Genomic DNA, 21,683 nt, shown 5'->3' with positions numbered 1-21,683 from the left:
GTTTAGCGAATATTAGATTAATGCCGCTATTGCGGTAGATAAAATAAAGGAGAAAGATATGACTGCAAAAAGAATTGTGAAATTAAGTAATGTTTTATGCATTATATCGGTTATTGCATTATGCTATTGGGTATTCACTTTTATTGTTATGAATGTTTTCGGTTTAAAAGTTTTTAGAGAAAATTTGACTGAAACATTTTACTTAAGCATATTGGGAATATTGGCTTTGATGTTCGGTGCATTAATTACAAATGTTATGTTCAATTTGACAAGAATAGCGGAAAAACATAATAATGATACTGCCGATTCAAAACAAACCGGTAATAAAATAAGTTTAATTTGTCTTATATCATTATTTCCAATAATTACAATTTTATTATTTTCAGGAGACTATTTGACAACCCGTAAAAAAGAACGTATGTTAGTACAATCCGCCGAATCAATAGTTGTTAGCAATAAAAATGTTATTGATGAAATCATAAATTATGAATTCTCGAAAGAATGGATTAATAATACGTCCGCAAAACTTAAGTTATTATCAAAACTGGACAGAAACTATGAAAACATCTCAATACTTGTTAATGATTCAATCGACGGTGTTCCGGTATTTTTGATGTTTGATAATTATTATTACATAAAAAATGACAGTAAACCCGATAAAGTCGATTTTGTATTTCAGAGTGATATAAAACAACGAGAGTATTTAGAAAAAGTGTTTCAAAATAATTTCTTAGAAAAGAAATTCAGCGCATATGATGGAAATTATGAAATGTTTTATCCTATAAAATATAACAATAAAATAATTGTTTTATATTTTCAAGATAGACAACTGGAAAAGTAGGCAGTTAATATTTTTATATAACGCCCGCTTTAATGCTGACAAACGGGATTGCGCTTGCTTGCGGTTAAGCAAATACTATACTCACAGCACAAAAAGTCTGCTGAATGAAAGAACACAACTTTATTGTTTGGAAAACAGTCGTTTAAATAAACAGAAATTCAGGAAGATATAAAGGAGTTATCAATGGTTGAAATATGGGATGCGTATGATAAAAATTTTCGCAAAATTGAGAATAAAAAATTGATACGAGGAAAAACTATCCCAAAAGGTTTGTACCATTTATCGTGCGAGATAATAGTCAAACATAATGACGGAACATATCTTCTTATGCAAAGAGATTTACAAAAACATTATGGCGGAATGTGGGAATTGACAGCTGGAGGCTCCGCATTATCGGGAGAAACTGCAATAGAATGCGCAAGCAGGGAATTAAAAGAAGAAACAGGTATTATTTCTAATGACCTAATAGAAATCAAAAGAATTGTACACGAAGGTTATCAGACACTTTATGTGATATATTTACACTGTACCGATTTAAAAAAAAATGCCGTCATTTTACAAGAAGGAGAAACTATCGGCTACAAATGGATAGATAAAAACACCTTGTTTGAAATGAAAAAGGATATGTTGGCATCACAGAGAACGCCGGAAATTATTAAAGAATCGGATATATAAGTTACGAACGATTAACGTACAACAAAGTTTTCAAAACCGAAAGCCGGTCAAGCCGATTTGCTGTTTAAAATACTGATGAATTGACACCGTTTGTGTAGGTAAGCCAAGTAAAATTATATATACCGAACCTGCTGGACAAGTATAATAAAATGATATATACTATCGATAATCAATACGAAACAAAAATAAAATTTTTCCGTCAAAAAGGAGCTTGACAAAATGGAAAAAACGCTATAATACCCCGACACATGCAGATAAATAAAAAAAATGGAAAACGCTTTTCAATCAAATTAAAATTACTGATTATTTTCGGTTTATTGGTTGTTGTTGCCAGTACAATTGAAATCTTGTTAGCGGTACGTACCTCACGCAGAGCCGTTACCGAAAAAGTAGAGATGCATTTAATCGACAAAGCCGTCGATACTGCGGAAATTATTGACGGCTCTGCCTTAGCCATACTTCAATTCCTTGAAGGCATTGCACGTTCGCCTGTTCTACGCAATCGGGAAATTCCATATTCGGAAAAGACAGCATATTTAAAAAAAGAAGCTGCATTTAACAGCTTGTTTCACCGTTTGGATATTTGCGATACAAACGGCACACGCTATATGGAGGGTGGGAAAACTTCGTTTGTAGGCGACAGAGACTTTTATAAAGCCGCCGTATCCGGCAAAGATTTTATTTCTGAGCCTCTTGTATCGCGCTTGGACGGAACCCTTGCCATTGTGTTTGCCGTACCGGTATATGATGACACCCGCACCGTTGTGAACGTGATATTGGCTGCGACAAAAGCCGAATCACTTACGCAATTAATTAAAGACATTGTTGTAGGAAAAACGGGGTACTGCTATGTACTCGGTTTAACAGGAACCACCGTTGCTTCTAAAGACTTTGACAGAGTAAAGGAAGCGGAAAATATAGCCGAACTGGTAAAAATCGATAGCACGCTTATTTCTCTTGCCGCATTTGAAAAAATGGCAATGGAAACAAATAAGTCTTCCGTCGGGTTTTATGAGTACAAGGGTATAAAAAAAATTGCTTCGTATGCTACAATAAAAATCACCGATTGGACGGTAGTTATTAAAGCCCCGGTTGACGAATTTATGGGCACGATAGATGCCTTACGCACATCGATGATTACCATCGGGCTTGTTATTTTGCTTTCCGCCTTAGTGATTGTGTTTTTTACCGCCCGCAAAATGGTTCAACCGGTTGAAAAAGTCGTAACCGCCTTAAAAGATATTTCGCAAGGCGAGGGCGATTTAACGGTACGCCTGCCCTTACAGGGAAACGACGAGGTAACAGACCTTTCCGAATATTTTAACCAAACCATCGAAAAAATAGGAAAGTCAATAAAATCCGTCGGCAGCAATACGGAAAATATGCAGGAAATCGGCACCGAGCTTTCTTCAAACATGACCGAAACGGCAAGCGCGGTTAATCAAATCAGCGCAAACATCGACGGCGTTAAACAGCAGACGATGACGCAGGCGGCAAGTGTAACCGAAACCGCCGCCACGATTGAAGAAATTATCCGCACCATAAAAAACTTAAACGGCAGTATCGAAACGCAAGCGGCAAGCGTTGCGCAGTCTTCTTCTTCCGTAGAAGAAATGGTTGCAAACATCGCTTCGATTACGCAGACCTTAGGCAAAAGTAATGAGGTTATCGGAGATTTGGCAAGAGCTACCGCCGACGGTAAAGAAACGCTTTCTTCTTCCAACAGCGTAACGCAAAAAATTGCCGAAGAATCGGGCGGACTTTTAGAGGCAAGCTCCGTTATTCAGCACATTGCAAGCCAAACAAACCTTTTAGCTATGAACGCCGCCATCGAAGCCGCTCATGCAGGAGATGCCGGAAAAGGTTTTGCCGTCGTCGCCGACGAAATACGTAAACTTGCGGAAGAGTCTTCCGTACAGGGCAAAACCATTACTGCAACATTAAAGACCTTATCGGGCGAAATCGAAACGCTTTCCGCTTCTTCCAAAACCGTAGAAGAAAAGTTCAATGCAATATACTCCCTCGCCGAAAAAGTAAAAGAGATGAGTAACCGCATTATGGAAGCAATGAGCGAACAGGAAAACGGAAGTCGTGAAGTGTTATCCGCTATTAAAAACATTAACGAAGTAACTGTAGAAGTAAAAGCCGGCTCCGCCGAAATGCTTAAAGGCGGTGAAGGCGTCGCCGAAGAAATGAACAAACTCGACAATTTAACCCGCACGATAACCGACAGCATGAACGAAATGGCTTCCGGTGCCGTGCAGATAAATAATGCCGTGCAAGAGGTAAACGAAATTACCCAAAAGAACAAACAGAGCATTGAGTCTTTGGCACGGGAAGTCGGAAAGTTTAAGGTGTGATGTTTAGTAAAAGGTTTAATGTTCGGTAAAAGAAGCGGAGCGGTGTATACTGAAAAAGCGTATAGACTCCGTGAGCTTACGCTCGGTAAAATGCACCCCCCGCTTCAAAGCCGACGGCGGTTTACGCAACCCTTATTGTAAAAAGATAAAAAATACTGGGAGGTACATTATGCCGCAATTATCATTATATTTAACGCAAGAGCAAATTTCAAAAGTTGAACATGAAGCGCGTGCAGACAGGATGTCTCTTTCCAAATGGGTTGTAACACAAATAATAAACAAAATTGAACCCCGCTATCCTGAAGGTTGGGCAGGGACTTGTTCGGCTCTGTAACTATAGTAAGAAATTAACTTCATCTTGCGATTTTGATAAAGATGTGGTATAGTTAAAAGGGAAAGAAAATGACAGTATTTGAAAAGCTTTCAAACAATGGAATCTATGTAACTCACAAAGATTTAGAATATATAATTTCTAAGTATAATATTAAAGAAATATCTGTATTTGGCTCTTCAATACGAAATGATTGTACGAGTGAAAGCGATGTTGATTTTCTTATAGAGTTTAGAAATTCTGAAAAAATATCACTTTTTGATATACTTGATATACAAGACTATCTTCAGAATATTACAAAAAGAAATGTTGATATTGTGGAACCTGATGCTTTAGTAAATCCATATAGAAGAGAAGCAATAATGAATTCTAGGGAGCCTCTTTATGTTTCATAATGAGCGTGATAAAAGTTATATTTACGATATATTAAAGTATTCACAAGAAGTGATTGATATTATAAAAGACGAAAATCATAATAGTTTTGTAAATAATCGTATAAAAAGATTAGCGATTGAAAGATTAATACAAATAATTGGAGAAGCAGCGAATCATCTTTCCAAAGATTTTATGCAAGAAAATCCGGATATTCCTTGGACAAAAATTATTGGGTTAAGAAACAAAATTGTTCATGATTATGGAGAAATCTTAACGGATCGAATTTGGCTGATTGCATCGGAATCAATTCCTGAGTTAATGTATCAAATTAAGTCGAGGAATTTCATCTAACACCCCGATTCAAAGCCGAAAAGTTTTCAAAACCGACAGCGGAGCAAGCCGATTTGCAGGTTAAACAAATGCTATCCTGAAAGCTTACCGGACAGCAAGGGCGCGGAAAAACTTTTTTCCCATTGAATCCGCATAAGAACAAATTCTTTCATATCTTTGTAAAAGTCCATTTTAGGCGGAGTTATTTCTATAAGTTTTAAGGCTTCCTGCACAAGCGGATTTTTATAACAGCAAATTGCATTGCTTGAAGCAAAAAATAAAACGTCCAGTTGTATTTTATAAGCTCTTTCAAAAGCAACATTTAGCATGGCAGAAAGCCTATCGCACAGTGCATTTGCCTTTTCATAATAGCTTTTCTTAAAAACGGAAAGCCGCTCAACCGTAACATTCGTTTCAATAACGGGATTTAAGTACGAAACATAGCGCATATAATCTTGGTTTGCGTTTAGGATTCCTGCCCATACCTCCGAAATCACTTCGACTGAAAAATTATTTCCTTCCGGAAAGGCGGAAAGCAGCGAATTGTAATAGGCTGTCATTTTATCGCTTGCAATTTCCAAAATAATTTCTTCTTTTGTAGAAATATATTTATAAAGATTTGCACGCGAGCAGCCAAGTTTTTCGGCGATTGTAGTAAGTGTCAGTTCAGCATAGGGTATACTTTCAAAAAGACTCGCCGTTGCCGCCTTTATCTGATTAAGGCGTTCTTCTTTGTGCTCGCCGCTTCGGGCTCGGATATAATTTGCCATGCGTACACTATACGATAATTTTATTATTTTTACAATAAGCGGCAAAGTGTTAATAAAATTGCATTTTACTATTGACTTGTAACTAATATTATGTTATATTCTGTTTTAGCGACAAAACGTTGCTTATTTTTGAGAGAGGGGGGATACAATGAAAGAAAACACATTGACCTTATCGAATGGTGTAACAATTCCGCAGCCGGCACTTGGAACCTGGTGCATTGATGACGGCAAGGTTTCGGAGGTTGTGAAAAACGCAGTCAGGCTTGGATACCGCCACATAGATACGGCACAGGCTTATGCAAACGAAAGCGGAGTCGGAAAAGGAATCCGCGAGTGCGGCGTTGCACGCTCTGAACTTTTTGTAACTTCAAAAGTTGCTGCGGAATGGAAAACGTATGATGAGGCGGCTCGTTCAATCGACGAAACCCTTTCCAAAATGCAGATGGAATACCTTGATATGATGATAATCCACAGTCCCCAACCGTGGAAAGAGGTAAACCGAAGCGCCAACCGCTATTTAAAAGAAAACCGCGCGGTTTGGCGTGCATTGGAATATGCGTTGTCGGCCGGGAAACTTCGTGCAATAGGTGTTTCAAACTTTTTGCAAAGCGATATTGAAAATATTTTGGCTGCCTGCCGCGTAAAACCTATGGTAAACCAAATTTTGTGTCATATTTCCAACACACCGCTTGAACTTATTCAATTTTGTCGGTCGCACGGAATTGCAGTTGAAGCATACTCGCCGGTGGCTCACGGCGAAGCCCTTAAAAATCCTGTGATTAACGAAACGGCAAAAAAATACGGCGTGAGTGCAGCCCGGCTTTGTATTCGATACACAATTCAGCTTGGTCTTATCAGCATACCTAAGGCAAGCAGCGAAAATCATCTTAAAGAAAATATCGATGTTGATTTTGAAATCAGCGCCGACGATATGGAGATGTTGCAGCATATTGAAAAAATCAAGGATTACGGAGAGTTCGGATTTTTCCCCGTTTTCGGGGGAAAGATGTAGCTTTTGATGTCAATACATTGAACACGGAGATATTTTTATGAAAAAATTTTTTATTATATTGGCTGCATTTTTTTTCTGTCTTTCGGCGGCATGTGCGCTTGCTACAAAAATCGATGAGGCATTTAAATCCGTTAAATCCGCCGCTTCTACGCAAGGAGTAAACGATATGAAAATCTCAATTACAATCACAAGCGAAAGCGGAAAGCATACGCTTACCGCTGCACTTTCCGACAATTCTTCGGCAGCCGCATTTTACGAGCTTTTGAAAAAAAATGCGATTACGGTCAAAATGCAGGACTACGGTAATTTTGAAAAAGTCGGACTATTGCCGAAATCGTTGCCGCGTAATGACACGCAAATTACAACAAGTGTGGGCGATATCATTTTGTATCAGGGGAATAAAATTACCATTTACTACGATGTAAATAGCTGGGATTTTACCCTGCTCGGTAAGGTGGACGGAGTAACGCAGGCTGAACTGAAAAAGATTTTAGGCACCGGTGATATAACAGCGGTATTCGCTGTTTTGAAATAAAACAAAGAGATACGATAAACGGTTCGGCACGCATGGCGCCTCGCCGCTTATCTACATGGGTTTGCCTTTCGGCAAACATCACTTATTATTTGCACTTTTTTGCTTTTGTGCAAAAGTGCTGGAAAAAAACTTTTTTCGGAAACTGCAATGTTCCGCAAAAAGTTTTTATAGGAGATATTTTTATGAAAAAACTTTTTACCACACTTTTACTGGGAGTTTTTTGTATGACAGGACTTTTTGCTAAAACGGCGGTTGTGTATTTCAGTGCGACCGGAACAACGGCAAAGACTGCAAAGGCGGCGGCGGAAGCCTTAAAGGCGGACATCTTCGAGATTAAGCCGGTACATACATACACGCAGGCGGATTTAAATTGGCGCGACAAAAAATCACTTGCAACAGTTGAACATAACGACCCGAAAAGCCGCCCCGCAATCGCCGACAAAATTGATTTGACGGACTACGACACCGTTATCCTCTGTTACCCGATATGGTGGGGGTATGCTCCCAAAATCGTGTACACATTTGTAGAAAGCCTGAACTGGAGCGGAAAACGCCTTATCACCCTTTGTACAAGCGGCGGAAGCGGTCTCGGCAAAAGCGGAGCCGATTTGGCAACGTATGCAAAAGGGGCTGAATTCAAAGGCGGTAAGGATTTTACCCGCGGAAGCGGTGCGGATATCAAGAAGTTTGTAGAAGGGATTTTAAAGTAAAAGTGAACGCTTATTTTAGACAATGCAGATAGCATTGTCTAAAAACGCTGTCGAGTTTGCCTTTCGGCAAACGTCATGATTGTATGCCGTTTTTCACTGCGTTGCAAAACGGCGGAAATTCTGCAATCCTCAGAATTTGAAAATTCTTGCGGTTACAGAATTTATAGGGAGGCTTATTTTAGACAATGCAGATAGCATTGTCTAAAAACACTGTCGCCATTGCACAGCCGAAGGTAACCGCCTGATTTTGCTTGAAAAACTATTTTGAAAACCTCGCTTATTATATGTGCGATATGAAAAATAATAATTATTATACATCATATTATACGAAAACAGGGTATTTTCATAACAAAGTACTTTACAAAATAAAGTTAATGTGTTACACTTATCTTAAGCAGGATGTAGATTAAAACATCTTACCGAAATTTTTTACAGGAGATATATTTATGAAAAAGATTTGTATCACATTATTATTTGCATGTACAATCGGCTTATATGCACAAACCGCAATGCCGGAAGACGCTAAGGGAATCGGACTCGGGTTTGCTCTTAACGCAAACGGCAGGAGCGATTTCGGTATTACGGCGGAAATAACGGCTCCGTGGTTTTTTAAGAATTCGTTTTCATTTAAAACCGGAGGGGGTATTTTCTTTCGTAAAACCGACGCTTGGAAGCCGTATTACAGCCTTGATTTTTATTTTCTGGGCGGGACTTTAATGAAAACGGCAAATATCCGTCTTTACGGCGGCGGCGGACCGATTTTCCTGTTTCCGGCTTCAGCAGGAGAAAAACCCGTTATGTTCGGCGGCGCAGGCTTTTTCGGTTTTGAATTTTATATGGCGGCACTTCCGGTAGGCTCATCTTATTTCATTGAATTGGGCGGCAGCGGATTTGCTGCAAGCAAGCGGCTTGATGTAAACGGTTTTACCGTAAAAACCGGGTTCCGGTATTGTATTCCGTTAACACAAAAATCGGGAGAAAACTGATACCTATAATGAAAGACTCCGAAATTCAAAAACGCTTATCCTTGATAGCCGACTTGGCAGAGGATGCACAAGCCGGCATAGAAGCGATGATTGTACCTTTTTTAGTGTACGGTTTGGCGGTGCCGGCAGGCACTGCCTTAAGCTATTATCTAGGCTCTATCGGACTGGGGCGGTTTATTTGGATACTGTGGTTCACACTGATAGGAAGTTGTCAGCTTTTTTTGATTTTTTATCATCGAAGCATATCCGCCGAAAAAATACAACGGGCAAGCGACCGTATTTTTGCGGCATTATGGGGAAGCACAGGGGCCGTGATAGTATTGAGTTTTGTCTTTGCGACAATCGGTACGCTTACCTTTACGGCGGCATTTTTTATTATCGGTATCCTGCTTGCAGTAGCTTGTATCACGAGCGGAACAATTATACAAAAAAAAGGCAGGCTGCTATTGTATGCTATCGGCAGCGGCTGGACGGTAAGTGCGGTATGCTGCCTTTTTGTAAATGCCCGCAATGCGACGCTGATTATCGCAGCGGCGACTTTTTTACTGTTTGCAGTTCCCGCTTTTGCCGTTTTATTGGGTACGCAAAAAAAGAAAAGAGCAGCAAATGGGCAGCCTTAAACAAGAAGAAAAAAATTTTGACCACGGTTTGTTTGACGAACTTTTATCTTCCAGGCTTCGTCTTGCAATTATGTCCGTTTTACTCGGGTGTGAAAAAGCGGAGTTTACCGTATTGCGGGAAAAAGTACGAGCTACGGACGGGAATTTAGCCGTTCACTGTAAAAAACTTGAAGAAGCCGGCTATATCACTTCGGAGAAGAAATTCGTAAACCGTAAACCGATGACTTTATATGAGGCAACACCGGCCGGCCGCCGTGCGGTAAAAAACTATGCCGCTCATCTGGCAGCACTTTTAAAAAAAGACTGATTTTAAGCTCCTAAAATAGCGTCGCTTAATTTTAACGTGTAAGATGATATGTTTTTACTTGCGGGGAGATGTAGTACTCTTATCCGACGGGATAAGGGGGGCAGGCAGGTACGGAACCAATCAAAGCAATATTGGCTCATTGAAATTTTAATTTTTTTATGTACAGACTTGACAGCTAATTTTTTTTGTGTTACCTTATTTTATAAGGAGGCATGCTATGAAAGATGTAAAAGACAAATTTATTGTCCCTGCCAATAAGAGGCATGACAATTGTAACAGCGGTGAAAATGGCTGTAATAATTGTTAGACGCGTATGCGGATAGATTTATTTATCCGCCTCATTTTTGTACTAATGTGTGGAGTATGCAAATATGTTCTTAAGAAATGTAAAAGGGGATATAACCAAACGCTGTTTTTTGGGTTGTTATTTTTGTTTTAATGCAAAAGAACGCAAACTTGCTAGTCTAGTAGAGTTGACGTATGAAGAAAAAAAGAAGGGTGTCGATGAACTTGCTGGGTCTGGCGTAAAAAGAATACAGCTATTAGGCGGCGAGCCTTTATACAGTGATAGAATTTTTGATTTACTGGATTATATAGGTTCTAAAGGAATAAAAGTAGGAATAAACACAAACGGTGTTATGCTATCGGAAGCAAACATAAAGCGAATTTTAAATGTAAATTGCGTAGATGATATTATTATAAGCTTAGATGGATTAGAAAAATTACATAATAAAATTCGTGCGGTTAATATTTTTAATATTATCATAGATAATTTAAATACTTTAATTAAGTTAAAAAAACAGAAAAATGTCCAGCTCACTGTAGGTGTAAATACTGTATTGACAGGAGAAAATACCGAAGATATTTATGAGTTACTTTATGTATTAGATGGGATTGGTATAGACTATTGGCATGGATTAGAATTAGTAAAATTTGATACGAATGAGAAGACTTTCACACTTGATGAAATAATTGAAATTCTAAAAAAGCTAGGTCAAATTCAGCAAGAAGTATCGCTAATAATAAAGCCAAAATTTACATTTCCATTTATTGTACAGTATGTAAATATTACTTATGGTTTTAAGTTATATCTTGCAGAACATTTTTGCGGGGCAGACTTAACTTTTGCATATATTGACTGGAGCGGAAGATTTTATCCTTGTGATAGAGCTCTCCCTACCAATCTTAATAAAGATATTTATAAAAATTTAAAAATCCACGAACTATATGTGAATAAAACTTCTTTGGATAAATGTATCACATCGGATTTGTTCAAGGCATTTTCGTTTGTATATGCCGATGAGACTATTAAGGCTAAGGCTTGTATTGGTTATCCATATCATAAAAAAATATGCTATCCATGTATGGTAGTACTAAAAAATACGGATGCAGATAAAGCATATATATACTGTTTGGAAATGAAACAAAAAATATTTACGGAATGGATACAAAAATTTAAATCAGAATGCCTTAATGATGAATATGGAATTCCTGAAAATGTTATTCTTGAAAATGTTATTCTATACAAGAACACTTCCACAATGTATTTATTTGATGTAAAACTGGATAATATATATGAAATTGAGGATAATCTTATAAAAGCTATTTTAGTTTTCCTTTATAACAATTCTTCTAAAAATAAGTCTGATATTTTTGCGGAAGTCCTTTTTTCTCCTTACACGGAAATTAATGTATTTGACGGCTATGAATCATTTGTTACCAGTTTTACAACAGCTTTTACCGATATACAACAAAAAGGAGCAATTTATGACATATCAAAAGCGCTACTTTAAACTTCACTTAAAAGTTATTTTACTTTCTATTATTCCTCTTACCTGTTCTACTGCAATTCCGCTCTTACTTGGAAAAATAATTGATAATTTAAACAGCGAGGCTTCACCTGAAATACATAAGGCTATCATTATTTGCTTTGTTATTATATTCGTTCAAGGTTTTTTTAATTTCATTTGGAACTATTATTTTAATATAACTGAAAAAATAGTTGCAGAAGCGGAAACGGAAATTCTTTTTGATGAGTTTTTGAATTCAAAATCGAATTTATCGGGAACTTTTAATAACGAAAAATTGCTAAACCGTATAGCGCATGAGCCGTATAAATTAGGCAGTCTTTACGGGACAACGCCTGTAATGCTTATAGAAAACATTATAATGTTTGTTGTAGCTTTTTGCGTACTTTTATATTTAAATGTGTATCTTTTAATTTTAACATCCTTATTTATTCCTGCGGTATACGCAGTAGGTTGTTTAGTAAGAAAAAATATTATTAAATGTTCCAAAGAAAAATCATTAGTTATGGAAAAATTTTTACTTCGTTTAAGTGAAGCCTTAAACGGTTTTTCCGATATAAAAATTTTCCGTGCGGAAAATAAAATAAATTCTTCGTTAAAAGAAATTAGGCGTAATATGTTAAAAGTAGAAAAAACGGAAGAATTTTATCAACGGATGTATAGAAATATAAACGGATTTATGTTTCAGGCTTTGCCTCTTATAATATTGGTTACCGGTTTTATTTTTATGCAAAACGGAAAAATAAGTTTAGGTACCGTTATTTCTTTTTATATGTATGTCGGATATTTTGTAGAACCGGCACAAAATCTTGCAGATTTACGCATTGGGGTTTTAAATGCCGGTGAAAAAAAGAAATTGATAGACGAAATAAAAAAAGATTTTGCCGTTGTCTTATCAGGAAACGAAAACTGTAATAATTTTTCAGACATTTTGCTGCACGAGGTAAAGCATAAATTTGAAAACAAAGATATAAATGTTAAAGCAAATTTAAATATTTCTACCCCCGGTTTTTACGGAATTTCCGCCCCATCCGGTTTAGGCAAAAGCACCGCTTTAAAAATTCTTTCAGGTTTGCTCTATTCCGATACGGCAGATGTTTCGGTAGGCGGAAAAAGAATAAAAACTTTTGACACTGATTCGCTTAACGGAAAAATTTTTTATGTAAGTGCAGAATCTTTTATTTTTCAAGGTACGGTAAAAGAAAATATAGAGCTTTCAGATACCTCACATATTACGGAAGAAGTTTTTAATTCAATTTTTGATAAAAGCGATGATATTTCACTTCAAACAAATTTAGAAACGGAAGGGGCGAATATTTCACTCGGGCAAAGACAGCGTATAGTTTTATTGAGACTTTTAGCACTTGAAGAAGAACCTAAAATAATTATTTTAGATGAAGCGCTTTCCGGTCTTGATGAAAAAAGAGAAACCTCTGCGATTGAACTTTTAAAGAAATTGTTTAAGAATACAATTATTCTTTTTGTAACGCATAGAAAAAAGTCCTTTGATCTTTGCGATGCAGTTTTTGAATTTACGGCAGGTTAATAATTTCTTTAAAGGCACTTTAAACTGCAACTTTGAAAAATAAGATATCTTTTTGTAAATTAACAAGAGGTATTGATACATTGTTATAGATCCTATATTATCTTGTTAGGTAAAAAAAGGTTTAAATAAATTTTTGCTAATTTTTCTTATGAAAATAGCAAAATAATTGCTTTTAACAAAAAATATTATTAAGCAAGTCTTGACTTTTTAATAATATGTTATTATTATAGATAATATAAGGAGATATTTTATGAGAAGATATTTATCAGTTTTTATTATTTGTTTATTAATAGCCATTTCTTTTGGGTGTTCACAATTGAAATTGACAGGATCAAAAACAATCACTTCTTTTTCGACAGAAGAAATTGAAAATCTAAGAGAGGTACAAAAAAACAAATTAATTTCTGAAACATCGCAGGAGTATGTAATGTTCCTTGCTGAATTAGAAAATTATCAATTGGAATATAAAAGCAATCCTTCAGATGAGTTAAAAAGTAAGATAAATGAACTTGAGGCTTACGGATTAAGAGAATTTCCCGATTGGGTAATTACTTCATCAAATTCGGATAATAGTAGCACTCATTCAGCTCGTTCTACTTATTCATCAAGTACATGGAGAGACTCTGTTAGAGCTGTCGGCTCTTTTGATTTTGTGACAGTTTGGTGGACAGAGTCGTATATCCCTGCAGAGATATACAAAATATACAGAAGAAACAGAACATATTCAAATTCTTATTATTATCGAGGAAGTGTAACTCCGACTCAAAATGATGATGAATATTACAGAGATTATTATGTAACTGGGAATACATACTATGATTACCAAGCGACAGCTTTTGAGAATGGGGAGTCGTATTATCATAATGCATTCGTAGAGAATGTTTATGTTCCGCAACTTTAATTCTTAAATTAAGATTAGATAGGATTTGTAGTGAGGAGAAGTTTTAAACTGATAATAGATGTACTTTTTTTATTTGTTTTAGTTATATTGCTTTTAGTCATTACAAATCCTTTATTAATTCCAAAAGTAGTTCAACAAATTAAATTAGCTAATGAAGTATCTTTTGAATATGTAATATTATTGGATAGATTAGATGAATTACAAATTAAGTATTTAAAAAATCCTTCTTTAGAACTTGAAAAAAAAATAAAAGAAACTGAATATTTATTACAAAAAAAATATCCAAATCAGATTGGACCTCCAGATAAATAATTAAAAATTACACAGTCAAGGCTTAGTTTAAATTTTCAGTACCGACACACGGTACGATATGGTTAAAATAAAATCGTCTAACACCCGCTTCAATGCTGACATTGCGGAGGAGCCCGCAAATGCAGGTTAAGCGAATGTTAGCAGAACTCACTTCACTCGATAGTAGAAATAGTAGGTAAGGTGTAAAATAAATTGCCCAAAAAATAAATAAAAAAGGTTCATCTGAACCAAAAAAAACATTATAATGAAATTATGAAAAACAAAAATAATGGGGAACAGATGAACCGCAATAATAATACCATAAAAAGAAGAAAATGGAAACACCTTAATGAAAAAGAAAGATATGTGATTGAAGTATTATTTAAAACCGGCCATAAAGCAAAACAAATCGCAAAGTCTTTAAATAGGGATAGAAGGACAATAGACAGAGAAATAAAAAGAGCAACGGTGATAAAAGTAATAGAGAATCCATATATAAGCCGTAATCCTCAAGTCCCTGACTATATTGAAAAAATAAGTTATTCGGCAAAAAAAGGACAACAAAGAGCCGATAAAATGAAGTTACTAAAAGGCCGGGATTTAAAAATAGGCAAGGATAAAAAGCTTTTACGGTATTTGGAAAACTGCATAGCGGATAATAAATTTTCTCCTGATGCCGCAATAGGGCAAATAAAACAGCTAGGCTTACATTTTCCGGTTATGATATGCACTAAAACCGTGTACAACATGATAGACAGAGGGGATTTTTCCGGATTTACAAACAAAGATTTGCCTGTAAAACGCAATAAACTTAAACAAAAACATAAAAAAATAAACAAAGTTGATAAAAACAACATAAAAGGACGGTAGTATTGAGCAAAGAGCAGAACATATAAATAACAGAAAAGAAAAAGGTCATTGGGAAATGGATTTGGTGGTAGGCAAAGGAAGATGTTGCTTACAGGTTATGACTGAAAGGGTTATGAGAAAAGAATTAATATTTAAAATCCCTGACAAGAAACAGCAGAGCATTAAAAAAAATTTAGATATGCTTGAAATGAAATATAAAGATGAGTTTAAACAAATATTTAAAAGCATAACCTGCGGATAACGGACCTGAATTTTTAGACCAAGAAGGCCTTGAAGCCTCTTGCTTAAAAAAAGGAGAAAAAAGAACTACTTGGTATTATGCTCATCCTTATAGTTCATGGGAAAGGGGAAGTAATGAGAACGCAAATAAACTTATTAGACGCTTTATACCGAAAGGTGTAGACATAGATAAATATGATGAACTGGAAATAAAAGGTATAGAGGAGTGTATAAATAATTATCCTAGACGGATGTTTGGCTATAAAACAACCAATCAAATGTATATAGGAATTTCATAAAAATGTTTTTTTTGGGCAATACCTCTTACAATTTACAGAAGGACATATTTTTTCTCTGCGGACATTGTACATGAAACACCGCTTACTGTGATGTCGGTTTTATGAGCGCTTTACATTCAGCTTCATGCATTAACTGTGAAAACGGAATAAAACAAAAATGCTCTCTTAAAAGCCGGCAAATAAAAAAGCCCCGCTTTTTTAGATATAGCTTCGGCAATTTATTTTATCAGTCTTATATATTTTATAATGCGTGTTATGCCGAATATCAAAAAAAGTATGGCAACGGCAAATAAGAGCGATATACCGGGTATAAAAAGTTCCGTATTATTCGTTAAACCTTCTATAAGTTTTTTTACAAAAACAATCAAAACAAGTACGCATAAAAGCGAAATAACTGTCCATGTTATAATATTCTTTATACATACGGCTTTTGTAATTATTTTTTTCATAATCTCTCCTCGCACAATTTTAATTCTCATTAACGGATTTTATACATTTTATTTTTTTATATCATTTTGTACTGCGTGTACAATTCTTTTGCCGGCTTATTATTGAAAAGGATTACCATATCTCAAAAAAGCCTCTTTATGCATATATTGAAACAGTATACATAATATTTTGTTATATTTCAACAAATAACAAATTTCCAAAACAGTAATGACGGGTTATACTGTAATGCAGGCGGCAATAGCGGCGGCTAAGCCTGCGGGGTTTTCCCATGCCATTGAATGTCCAGCCCGCTCAACCGTTTCCATATGAAATCCCTTTTCTTTTAATACCGCATAGTTGTCATCGGGAAGAGAATATTCGCCGAAGATAAAACTTTTAGGAATCTGCAAATCGTACAACACGGTTCTCCATGACGGAGTTCCTCCGGCCGCTGCATGTTTTGACAGTCTGTATGCGGCAAGCGGCAGCCAATGTGAAAGACTTGCCGCCCATAATGTATTTCCGGCGCTTTTACTTTTATGTATAAGTTTTTCAAAACCGCCTGAAATAAAATCTTTTTCCGAATATCGGGCAATACTGTAACTGACCGCACCCTTTTTACTTGCGTCCAAATTCGATTCGGAGAGGATAAGCTGTGCCGCAAGAGAGCCGCACAGCGAAGCCAGTTCTATTGCAACGGCGCCGCCGAGACTGTGTCCGAAAATAATCAGCTTTTTAATTCCGAGTTCTGTTATAAAATCTTTTAAATATTCGGCATGAGCCGTAACGGTGTATTCAAAATCGACAGGTTTGTCGCTGTATCCCGCTCCTAGTAAATCCGGCAGTATACACCTGCGGTGTTTTAAATGAGATGTTCCGATTACTTCAGGATATTCAAATGAACCTGCACAGCCCAATCCGTGAATAAACAATATCGGTATGCCTTCACCGTTAAAATCATGGTAGCGCATATAGGCCTTGCATTTTTTTACTAAAAATTCTTTCATAGTATTCCCCGCTTATATTTTTCAATATAATAATATCACAATACTATAAAATCTTCAAATACTTTTTATTTAAAATGATGTAAACCTTAAGCTGCGGTATGTTAATCAATACAATATGTATATTCATCAATTTGTATTGTAAAATATGGACAATTTAAATAAAGCGAGGTATAATGATTAATAGATTTATTTTTATCTAAAATAAAATTTTAAAGGGTACCGATATATGAATAATTTACCTAAAATCAAAACCAAAGTAATTGAAAAAGCAAAAATGTCAGATGACATGTGGGAGCTCTTATTTTTATTTATCGATGAGTATGTCAAAATGATAAACAGCGATGAAAATATCATAAGAGAGTTTAATCCTTCGCAGCATACACTTCTTGCATTTAATTACCTATACGGAGAAGTATGTAACGGCGGTTTTATTCAGCTCATTCAAAACGGATACGGAGCTTATATTTTTAGCAGTCCATTTGCCGAAACCGTTAAATTGTGGGGAGCGGAAAAAACCGCTTCTATAGTAAAAAGGGCAAAACCGATATACGATAAATACAAAGAGCGATTGGAAACGGAAGTGTCAATGACGGATTTTTCAAACTTATACTCTGAAATTACTGATTTTGAACCCTTTGAAGATGAGTTTTATAAGATAATGGACGGGGATACTAAAAAAATAAACAATTATGTTTTGGAACACATACATGAATTTGCGGAAGCGACTTTATAAAAATTAAATTCAATACAGTAATAAGAAAATATATTATGAATATTTTAAAAATTATCGGGCACGTAAAACATGCAATAGAGTCTGCCGTGCGTGAAAACATACATTCGCCTTGGCGGATTGAAGAGAATATAAATTTAACAATATAATAAAAAATAAGGAGAAAAGAAAATGAAAGAAGTAACCGAGATAGACAAAAAATATTTTCGCTATGTTTCACAGGCAATCGGTGTGAACAGCGAAGTATTTGCATATTATGATGAAAACGAAACGCACAGCATAGATATTCTTAGCTGTGACGACCCTACGGACAGCGAGGTAAAATTTTATTCTACCATAGGTTTGTCAGGCTATCCGAATCCGATAAACATAAAAGACGGCTCTGTTGCGAATATTCCGGTAGAGCTCCTTATGGCAGGATATAAAGAGTATGAGCAGATTCCGAATATTTTATCGACAGCGTCATTTTTTATTATAAAAAACAAATGGAACTGTCAGCCGGGTACGGTATTCGAAACGATTGTGTCCGATTATTACCGCTGCGATATGAAGCATATTATGTTCACACCTCCGTTTTTGTGGGAAGACAAGCTCTCACGTGTGGAGATTGACAATCGAAAGATATACCCGCTTCTGTTAGTCCCCATTTCCGACAAAGAACTCGAATACAAGAGCAAATACGGCACTGATGCACTCGAAACCCTTTTTGAAAACGAAGCAATTGATATTTTCGATATAAAAAGAAAATCGGTTGTATGATTGGATTAAAAACTAAATCAAAAGGATATAAAAATATGAGTTACGATATAAACCTTTACAGGATTGAAACTAAAGAAAAAGAACTTCATTCGAACGATGAAAACTTTTTTGATAATTGTGAAAACTTAGTGCCTTTCACGGAAGAACAATATCACAGTTTAAGAGCAAGATTGGAAGAATACGATTATGTGTTTCAAGAAAAAAATAAATACGGTTTGTTATTCGAGCATCAAGAGTATGGAACTGCATTGCTTACCGAAGAAGCTCTGTTCTTTACTACTTCATTCAACTATAATGATATTTTCGAGGTAGGACTGATAGCTTCCGAATTAACCGATACAGGCGAGTTTGCCAAATATGACCCGCAAAATGACGGCTGGGAGGAGATATGATAGCAGCATAAGGAAGAAAAACAAATGAGTGATTTTACATTTTTAGGAGCCTATAAGGTTATAAACGAAGAGCAGGATAATGGATTAGATACAATTTTCTATCCGGTAACGGACAGGGAAATTACCTCTTTGGAAACGGAACTGCAAAGTAAACTTCCGCCGGAACTTGCGGATTTTTATTCTCAAGTCGGTTACGGTTTTATCAAAAAAGAAGCGGGAAATATAAACCGCAAACAAAACAAGATCTTTCAAAAATTTAAGTAGTCATAGTTTTGGAATGACATAAAAATATAAGGAAATTAATATGTGGAAAGAAAAACTTGAAATTCTAAAAAAAGAAATGGAGCTATATCAGGAGAAAACAAATTCAGGCATAGTTGATAAAGAAATACTTAAGTTTCAAAGAGAGGTAAGAAAAGAATTCGGGTATGAATTACCGCCTGATTATTTGAAGCTTCTTAAATATATCAATGGATTTGAGTATAATGGTTTTATATTGTATCAAGTAGATGAATATTTAACGAATGTCACTTCTGTTAATCAACATGTCAGTGAATTTATCGATACAAATAAAATTTGGTACGAAATAGAAGAAAATAAAGAATATATATTTATTGGGGACAGTGATATCAGCTTTTGGGTTTATTCTTTACATGAGAAAATCTATTATGAATTAGACAAACCTGTAACCGATAACATAATTAACAAATTCAAAACCTTAGATGAACTGTTAGAGAGTTTTTTTTCCGATGTTTTACCGGAAGAATAAAAAGTATGGATTGTGAATGCAATAGAAAAAGTTCGAAAATCGGCTGTACGATTTTTAAACAAGGATTAAAGGAAGTATTTATGTTATTAACGGAAAAAGAGTATAAGAATACGATGACATCGGAGTTTGTTGATTGTACACATTCTGCCGAAAATTTCAATTCAAAAGAATTTGACGAATATGTAAATGGTAATTTGATTGGAATGCTGGGGAAAATGAATATTGACCTTATCTATGAAACAAAGGACGGCAAGTTCAGGCATATTATTTTCAACACACAACTGCATAATGTGCACTATATCGTTATCATCGACTTAACCGAAAAAACAATACTCGGACATTACGTATTGGACATCAACAAAGAGTATAGTATAAATACGGATTAAAAACTAAATAAAAGGAGATATAAAAATGAAAAAAATAATATATCAAAGATATAATGTGTGGAAAGGCATACTTAAAACCGAGTCCGACACGATAGAATATTGGGACACAGTGAACACAACAAGACTTTTTAAGAAGTTTCAAAAAGGGCAGATGACCATTGAAGATATAGCCCGGAAGAATCACGAAGACGGTCTTCTTTATGAGGTTACCGTCTTGGAAGAAGATACCTCTGCTGTTTTTTTACAGATTAATCATAAAAATGAATTCATAGGGGTCAATTTTATGGATGAGGTGGGACGTGCTTATTTAACTTATCATTTTTCCGAAATCGAAGCTAAAAAGAAGTTGTTTTTAAATGAAGTCTGGTATAATTATTATACCCCCGGGGATAAATCTTTTGATAATGAAGAATATCGGATTAATTTTATTTTCGACCGGGAGGGCAATGCAGCCTACCGCAAGTATGACGAAATAAACAAAAAAACAATGGATTATGAAACCAAAGAGCCGCTTGATATTAGCGGCTTATACGAAGATTATCCCGAGTTCGGGCATTACAGCGGATTAATCAAAAAAGGAAGAAATATGAAGTTTCTCGAAGACGTATGTTCAATTAAACTATAAGGAGATAAAAACATGAAAGAATTAACTAAACATTCTATATGGCATTGTTACTGTATTCTCGGTAAAGTCGAAGAGTTGTTACAAGGCTTGGAGTATCCCGATAATTGGATGAAATGCTACGAAGTCATTGATAAATTTATAAAAGGTTTGCCTAGTAAAAGTATTCACTCCGAGCAAATGAAAAATAGAATTCTTAAAATTGAAAAAAACGGAATTCCCGGAATTACCAGCAAAAATGCGCCTTTGGGTGGAGTTTTGACATGGAATCGCAAAAACAATGAAAAGATATGTACACTCTATCTTAATGAACAGATTGACGATATTAATCAGGCAAAAGCGTGCGGACTTAGCTACGGCGACTGGCAGCTAAAGCAATTCCCGCAACGCTACTCATATATTTATTTTCATAGAAACACTGTAAACGGTTCTCTATCAAAAGATGTCAATATAAGGAATCCCTTAGTCGGATATTACCCCGATTTTATCTTTGAAATGCCGGGTTGCGGCGACCCGTCAAATAATCACATAAGCAATTTTAAAGCTCATATCGAAGTTTATATTTACATAAGCGAACGTTATGCAGATATAAAAGGCGAGCAGGAAATAAAAAAATTTGTTATGGAGATGGCAAAATTGGCAAATGCCATAAAGGTCGGCAAAGCCAAAAGCGTGTAGTGCAGAGAGTGGATAGACGAATTTGACGATAATCATTTGGAGAATCTGATATGGGGTGCCCGAGCCGACAGACGTACACTTGAATATTCAGCTAACGGAAAAATTACAGGCTGGGAAACCATCTT

Annotated in this window: 27 protein-coding genes and 1 pseudogene; 25 read left to right on the top strand and 3 right to left on the bottom strand. The window is 35.7% G+C overall.

Translation table 11 applies throughout. The features are described from left to right. Positions 1-58: 58 nt before the first annotated feature. The 6 genes from DYQ05_RS06445 (at position 59) to DYQ05_RS06420 (ending at position 4,933) form a co-directional block, all read left to right on the top strand. Entirely contained in the window at positions 59-841 is a 783-nt protein-coding gene (locus tag DYQ05_RS06445) for a hypothetical protein (RefSeq protein ID WP_206184072.1), read from the top strand. Between the two features lie 183 nt (positions 842-1,024). Beyond that, positions 1,025-1,516 (top strand): NUDIX hydrolase, encoded by a 492-nt coding sequence (locus tag DYQ05_RS06440; RefSeq protein WP_024468858.1) that lies wholly within the window; start codon positions 1,025-1,027, stop codon positions 1,514-1,516. 248 nt (positions 1,517-1,764) lie between these two features. Beyond that, positions 1,765-3,876 carry a methyl-accepting chemotaxis protein gene (locus tag DYQ05_RS06435; protein WP_206184071.1) on the top strand — a complete coding sequence of 704 codons (2,112 nt, stop codon included), beginning with the start codon at positions 1,765-1,767 and terminating at the stop codon, positions 3,874-3,876. Between the two features lie 169 nt (positions 3,877-4,045). After that, the gene (locus DYQ05_RS06430) at positions 4,046-4,210 is read left to right on the top strand and encodes a hypothetical protein (protein WP_243442835.1); all 165 of its coding nucleotides are present in this window, start codon (positions 4,046-4,048) and stop codon (positions 4,208-4,210) included. 68 nt (positions 4,211-4,278) lie between these two features. Beyond that, the gene (locus DYQ05_RS06425) at positions 4,279-4,602 is read left to right on the top strand and encodes a nucleotidyltransferase family protein (RefSeq protein WP_024465855.1); all 324 of its coding nucleotides are present in this window, start codon (positions 4,279-4,281) and stop codon (positions 4,600-4,602) included. Then, positions 4,592-4,933 carry a HepT-like ribonuclease domain-containing protein gene (locus tag DYQ05_RS06420; protein WP_024465854.1) on the top strand — a complete coding sequence of 114 codons (342 nt, stop codon included), beginning with the start codon at positions 4,592-4,594 and terminating at the stop codon, positions 4,931-4,933. Before DYQ05_RS06425 ends, DYQ05_RS06420 begins: the two co-directional genes overlap by 11 nt. A gap of 71 nt (positions 4,934-5,004) precedes the next feature. Here the strand turns inward: DYQ05_RS06420 and DYQ05_RS06415 are convergent, their stop codons facing one another. Next, positions 5,005-5,682: a TetR/AcrR family transcriptional regulator gene (locus DYQ05_RS06415; protein WP_206184070.1), complete on the bottom strand. Its 678-nt coding sequence runs from the start codon at positions 5,680-5,682 to the stop codon at positions 5,005-5,007. A 148-nt stretch (positions 5,683-5,830) separates the two neighbouring features. On the opposite strand from DYQ05_RS06415, the gene DYQ05_RS06410 reads away from it, so the two are divergent. The 11 genes and pseudogenes from DYQ05_RS06410 (at position 5,831) to DYQ05_RS06360 (ending at position 15,786) form a co-directional block, all read left to right on the top strand. Further along, positions 5,831-6,694: an aldo/keto reductase gene (locus tag DYQ05_RS06410; RefSeq protein WP_206184069.1), complete on the top strand. Its 864-nt coding sequence runs from the start codon at positions 5,831-5,833 to the stop codon at positions 6,692-6,694. Between the two features lie 37 nt (positions 6,695-6,731). After that, positions 6,732-7,229, top strand: coding sequence for a cyclophilin-like fold protein (locus tag DYQ05_RS06405; protein WP_252723538.1), 498 nt, complete (start codon positions 6,732-6,734; stop codon positions 7,227-7,229). Positions 7,230-7,411: 182 nt separating this feature from the next. Next, the gene (locus tag DYQ05_RS06400; protein WP_024468807.1) at positions 7,412-7,939 is read left to right on the top strand and encodes a flavodoxin; all 528 of its coding nucleotides are present in this window, start codon (positions 7,412-7,414) and stop codon (positions 7,937-7,939) included. Positions 7,940-8,385: 446 nt separating this feature from the next. Then, positions 8,386-8,925: a hypothetical protein gene (locus tag DYQ05_RS06395; RefSeq protein WP_024466362.1), complete on the top strand. Its 540-nt coding sequence runs from the start codon at positions 8,386-8,388 to the stop codon at positions 8,923-8,925. A gap of 8 nt (positions 8,926-8,933) precedes the next feature. Continuing rightward, positions 8,934-9,545 (top strand): hypothetical protein, encoded by a 612-nt coding sequence (locus tag DYQ05_RS06390; RefSeq protein ID WP_206184068.1) that lies wholly within the window; start codon positions 8,934-8,936, stop codon positions 9,543-9,545. Continuing rightward, on the top strand, positions 9,532-9,852 hold the full coding sequence (locus tag DYQ05_RS06385) for a winged helix-turn-helix domain-containing protein (protein ID WP_024468810.1): 321 nt from the start codon (positions 9,532-9,534) through the stop codon (positions 9,850-9,852). The genes DYQ05_RS06390 and DYQ05_RS06385 overlap by 14 nt, the downstream gene beginning before the upstream one ends. Before the next feature lie 371 nt (positions 9,853-10,223). Then, complete coding sequence (locus DYQ05_RS06380) at positions 10,224-11,645, top strand: radical SAM protein (protein ID WP_206184067.1); 1,422 nt, start codon at positions 10,224-10,226, stop codon at positions 11,643-11,645. After that, complete coding sequence (locus DYQ05_RS06375) at positions 11,620-13,206, top strand: ABC transporter ATP-binding protein (RefSeq protein ID WP_206184066.1); 1,587 nt, start codon at positions 11,620-11,622, stop codon at positions 13,204-13,206. The genes DYQ05_RS06380 and DYQ05_RS06375 overlap by 26 nt, the downstream gene beginning before the upstream one ends. Before the next feature lie 250 nt (positions 13,207-13,456). Further along, a complete protein-coding gene (locus tag DYQ05_RS06370; RefSeq protein WP_206184065.1) occupies positions 13,457-14,107 on the top strand; it encodes a hypothetical protein in 651 nt (216 codons plus the stop codon). Positions 14,108-14,137: 30 nt separating this feature from the next. After that, positions 14,138-14,419: a hypothetical protein gene (locus tag DYQ05_RS06365; RefSeq protein ID WP_024467440.1), complete on the top strand. Its 282-nt coding sequence runs from the start codon at positions 14,138-14,140 to the stop codon at positions 14,417-14,419. A gap of 279 nt (positions 14,420-14,698) precedes the next feature. Continuing rightward, positions 14,699-15,786, top strand: a pseudogene (locus tag DYQ05_RS06360) (IS30 family transposase). A gap of 218 nt (positions 15,787-16,004) precedes the next feature. Here DYQ05_RS06360 and DYQ05_RS06355 read toward each other — a convergent pair. Together DYQ05_RS06355 and DYQ05_RS06350 are read right to left on the bottom strand one after the other, a co-directional pair. After that, positions 16,005-16,235, bottom strand: a complete 231-nt coding sequence (locus DYQ05_RS06355) for a hypothetical protein (RefSeq protein WP_024467443.1) — start codon at positions 16,233-16,235, stop codon at positions 16,005-16,007. A gap of 216 nt (positions 16,236-16,451) precedes the next feature. Beyond that, positions 16,452-17,222, bottom strand: a complete 771-nt coding sequence (locus DYQ05_RS06350; RefSeq protein WP_206184064.1) for an alpha/beta fold hydrolase — start codon at positions 17,220-17,222, stop codon at positions 16,452-16,454. 226 nt (positions 17,223-17,448) lie between these two features. Between DYQ05_RS06350 and DYQ05_RS06345 the strand changes: the two genes are divergently transcribed. The 8 genes from DYQ05_RS06345 (at position 17,449) to DYQ05_RS06310 (ending at position 21,558) form a co-directional block, all read left to right on the top strand. After that, positions 17,449-17,955, top strand: a complete 507-nt coding sequence (locus DYQ05_RS06345) for a DMP19 family protein (RefSeq protein WP_206184063.1) — start codon at positions 17,449-17,451, stop codon at positions 17,953-17,955. Between the two features lie 168 nt (positions 17,956-18,123). Then, a complete protein-coding gene (locus DYQ05_RS06340; RefSeq protein WP_020965157.1) occupies positions 18,124-18,711 on the top strand; it encodes a suppressor of fused domain protein in 588 nt (195 codons plus the stop codon). 35 nt (positions 18,712-18,746) lie between these two features. Further along, positions 18,747-19,103 carry a hypothetical protein gene (locus DYQ05_RS06335; RefSeq protein WP_029409590.1) on the top strand — a complete coding sequence of 119 codons (357 nt, stop codon included), beginning with the start codon at positions 18,747-18,749 and terminating at the stop codon, positions 19,101-19,103. 24 nt (positions 19,104-19,127) lie between these two features. Beyond that, complete coding sequence (locus DYQ05_RS06330) at positions 19,128-19,367, top strand: SMI1/KNR4 family protein (protein WP_206184062.1); 240 nt, start codon at positions 19,128-19,130, stop codon at positions 19,365-19,367. A gap of 40 nt (positions 19,368-19,407) precedes the next feature. Then, positions 19,408-19,872 carry a YrhA family protein gene (locus tag DYQ05_RS06325; protein WP_020965154.1) on the top strand — a complete coding sequence of 155 codons (465 nt, stop codon included), beginning with the start codon at positions 19,408-19,410 and terminating at the stop codon, positions 19,870-19,872. 80 nt (positions 19,873-19,952) lie between these two features. After that, entirely contained in the window at positions 19,953-20,258 is a 306-nt protein-coding gene (locus DYQ05_RS06320; RefSeq protein WP_020965153.1) for a hypothetical protein, read from the top strand. Between the two features lie 25 nt (positions 20,259-20,283). Beyond that, complete coding sequence (locus DYQ05_RS06315) at positions 20,284-20,883, top strand: hypothetical protein (RefSeq protein WP_029409592.1); 600 nt, start codon at positions 20,284-20,286, stop codon at positions 20,881-20,883. 12 nt (positions 20,884-20,895) lie between these two features. Beyond that, complete coding sequence (locus tag DYQ05_RS06310) at positions 20,896-21,558, top strand: hypothetical protein (protein WP_206184061.1); 663 nt, start codon at positions 20,896-20,898, stop codon at positions 21,556-21,558. Positions 21,559-21,683: the final 125 nt, after the last annotated feature.

Source organism: Treponema pedis (assembly GCF_017161325.1).
GTDB lineage: Bacteria > Spirochaetota > Spirochaetia > Treponematales > Treponemataceae > Treponema_B > Treponema_B pedis.
The sequence above is the reverse complement of the archived record's forward strand: the minus strand, read 5'-3'. Positions and strand labels throughout refer to the sequence as shown.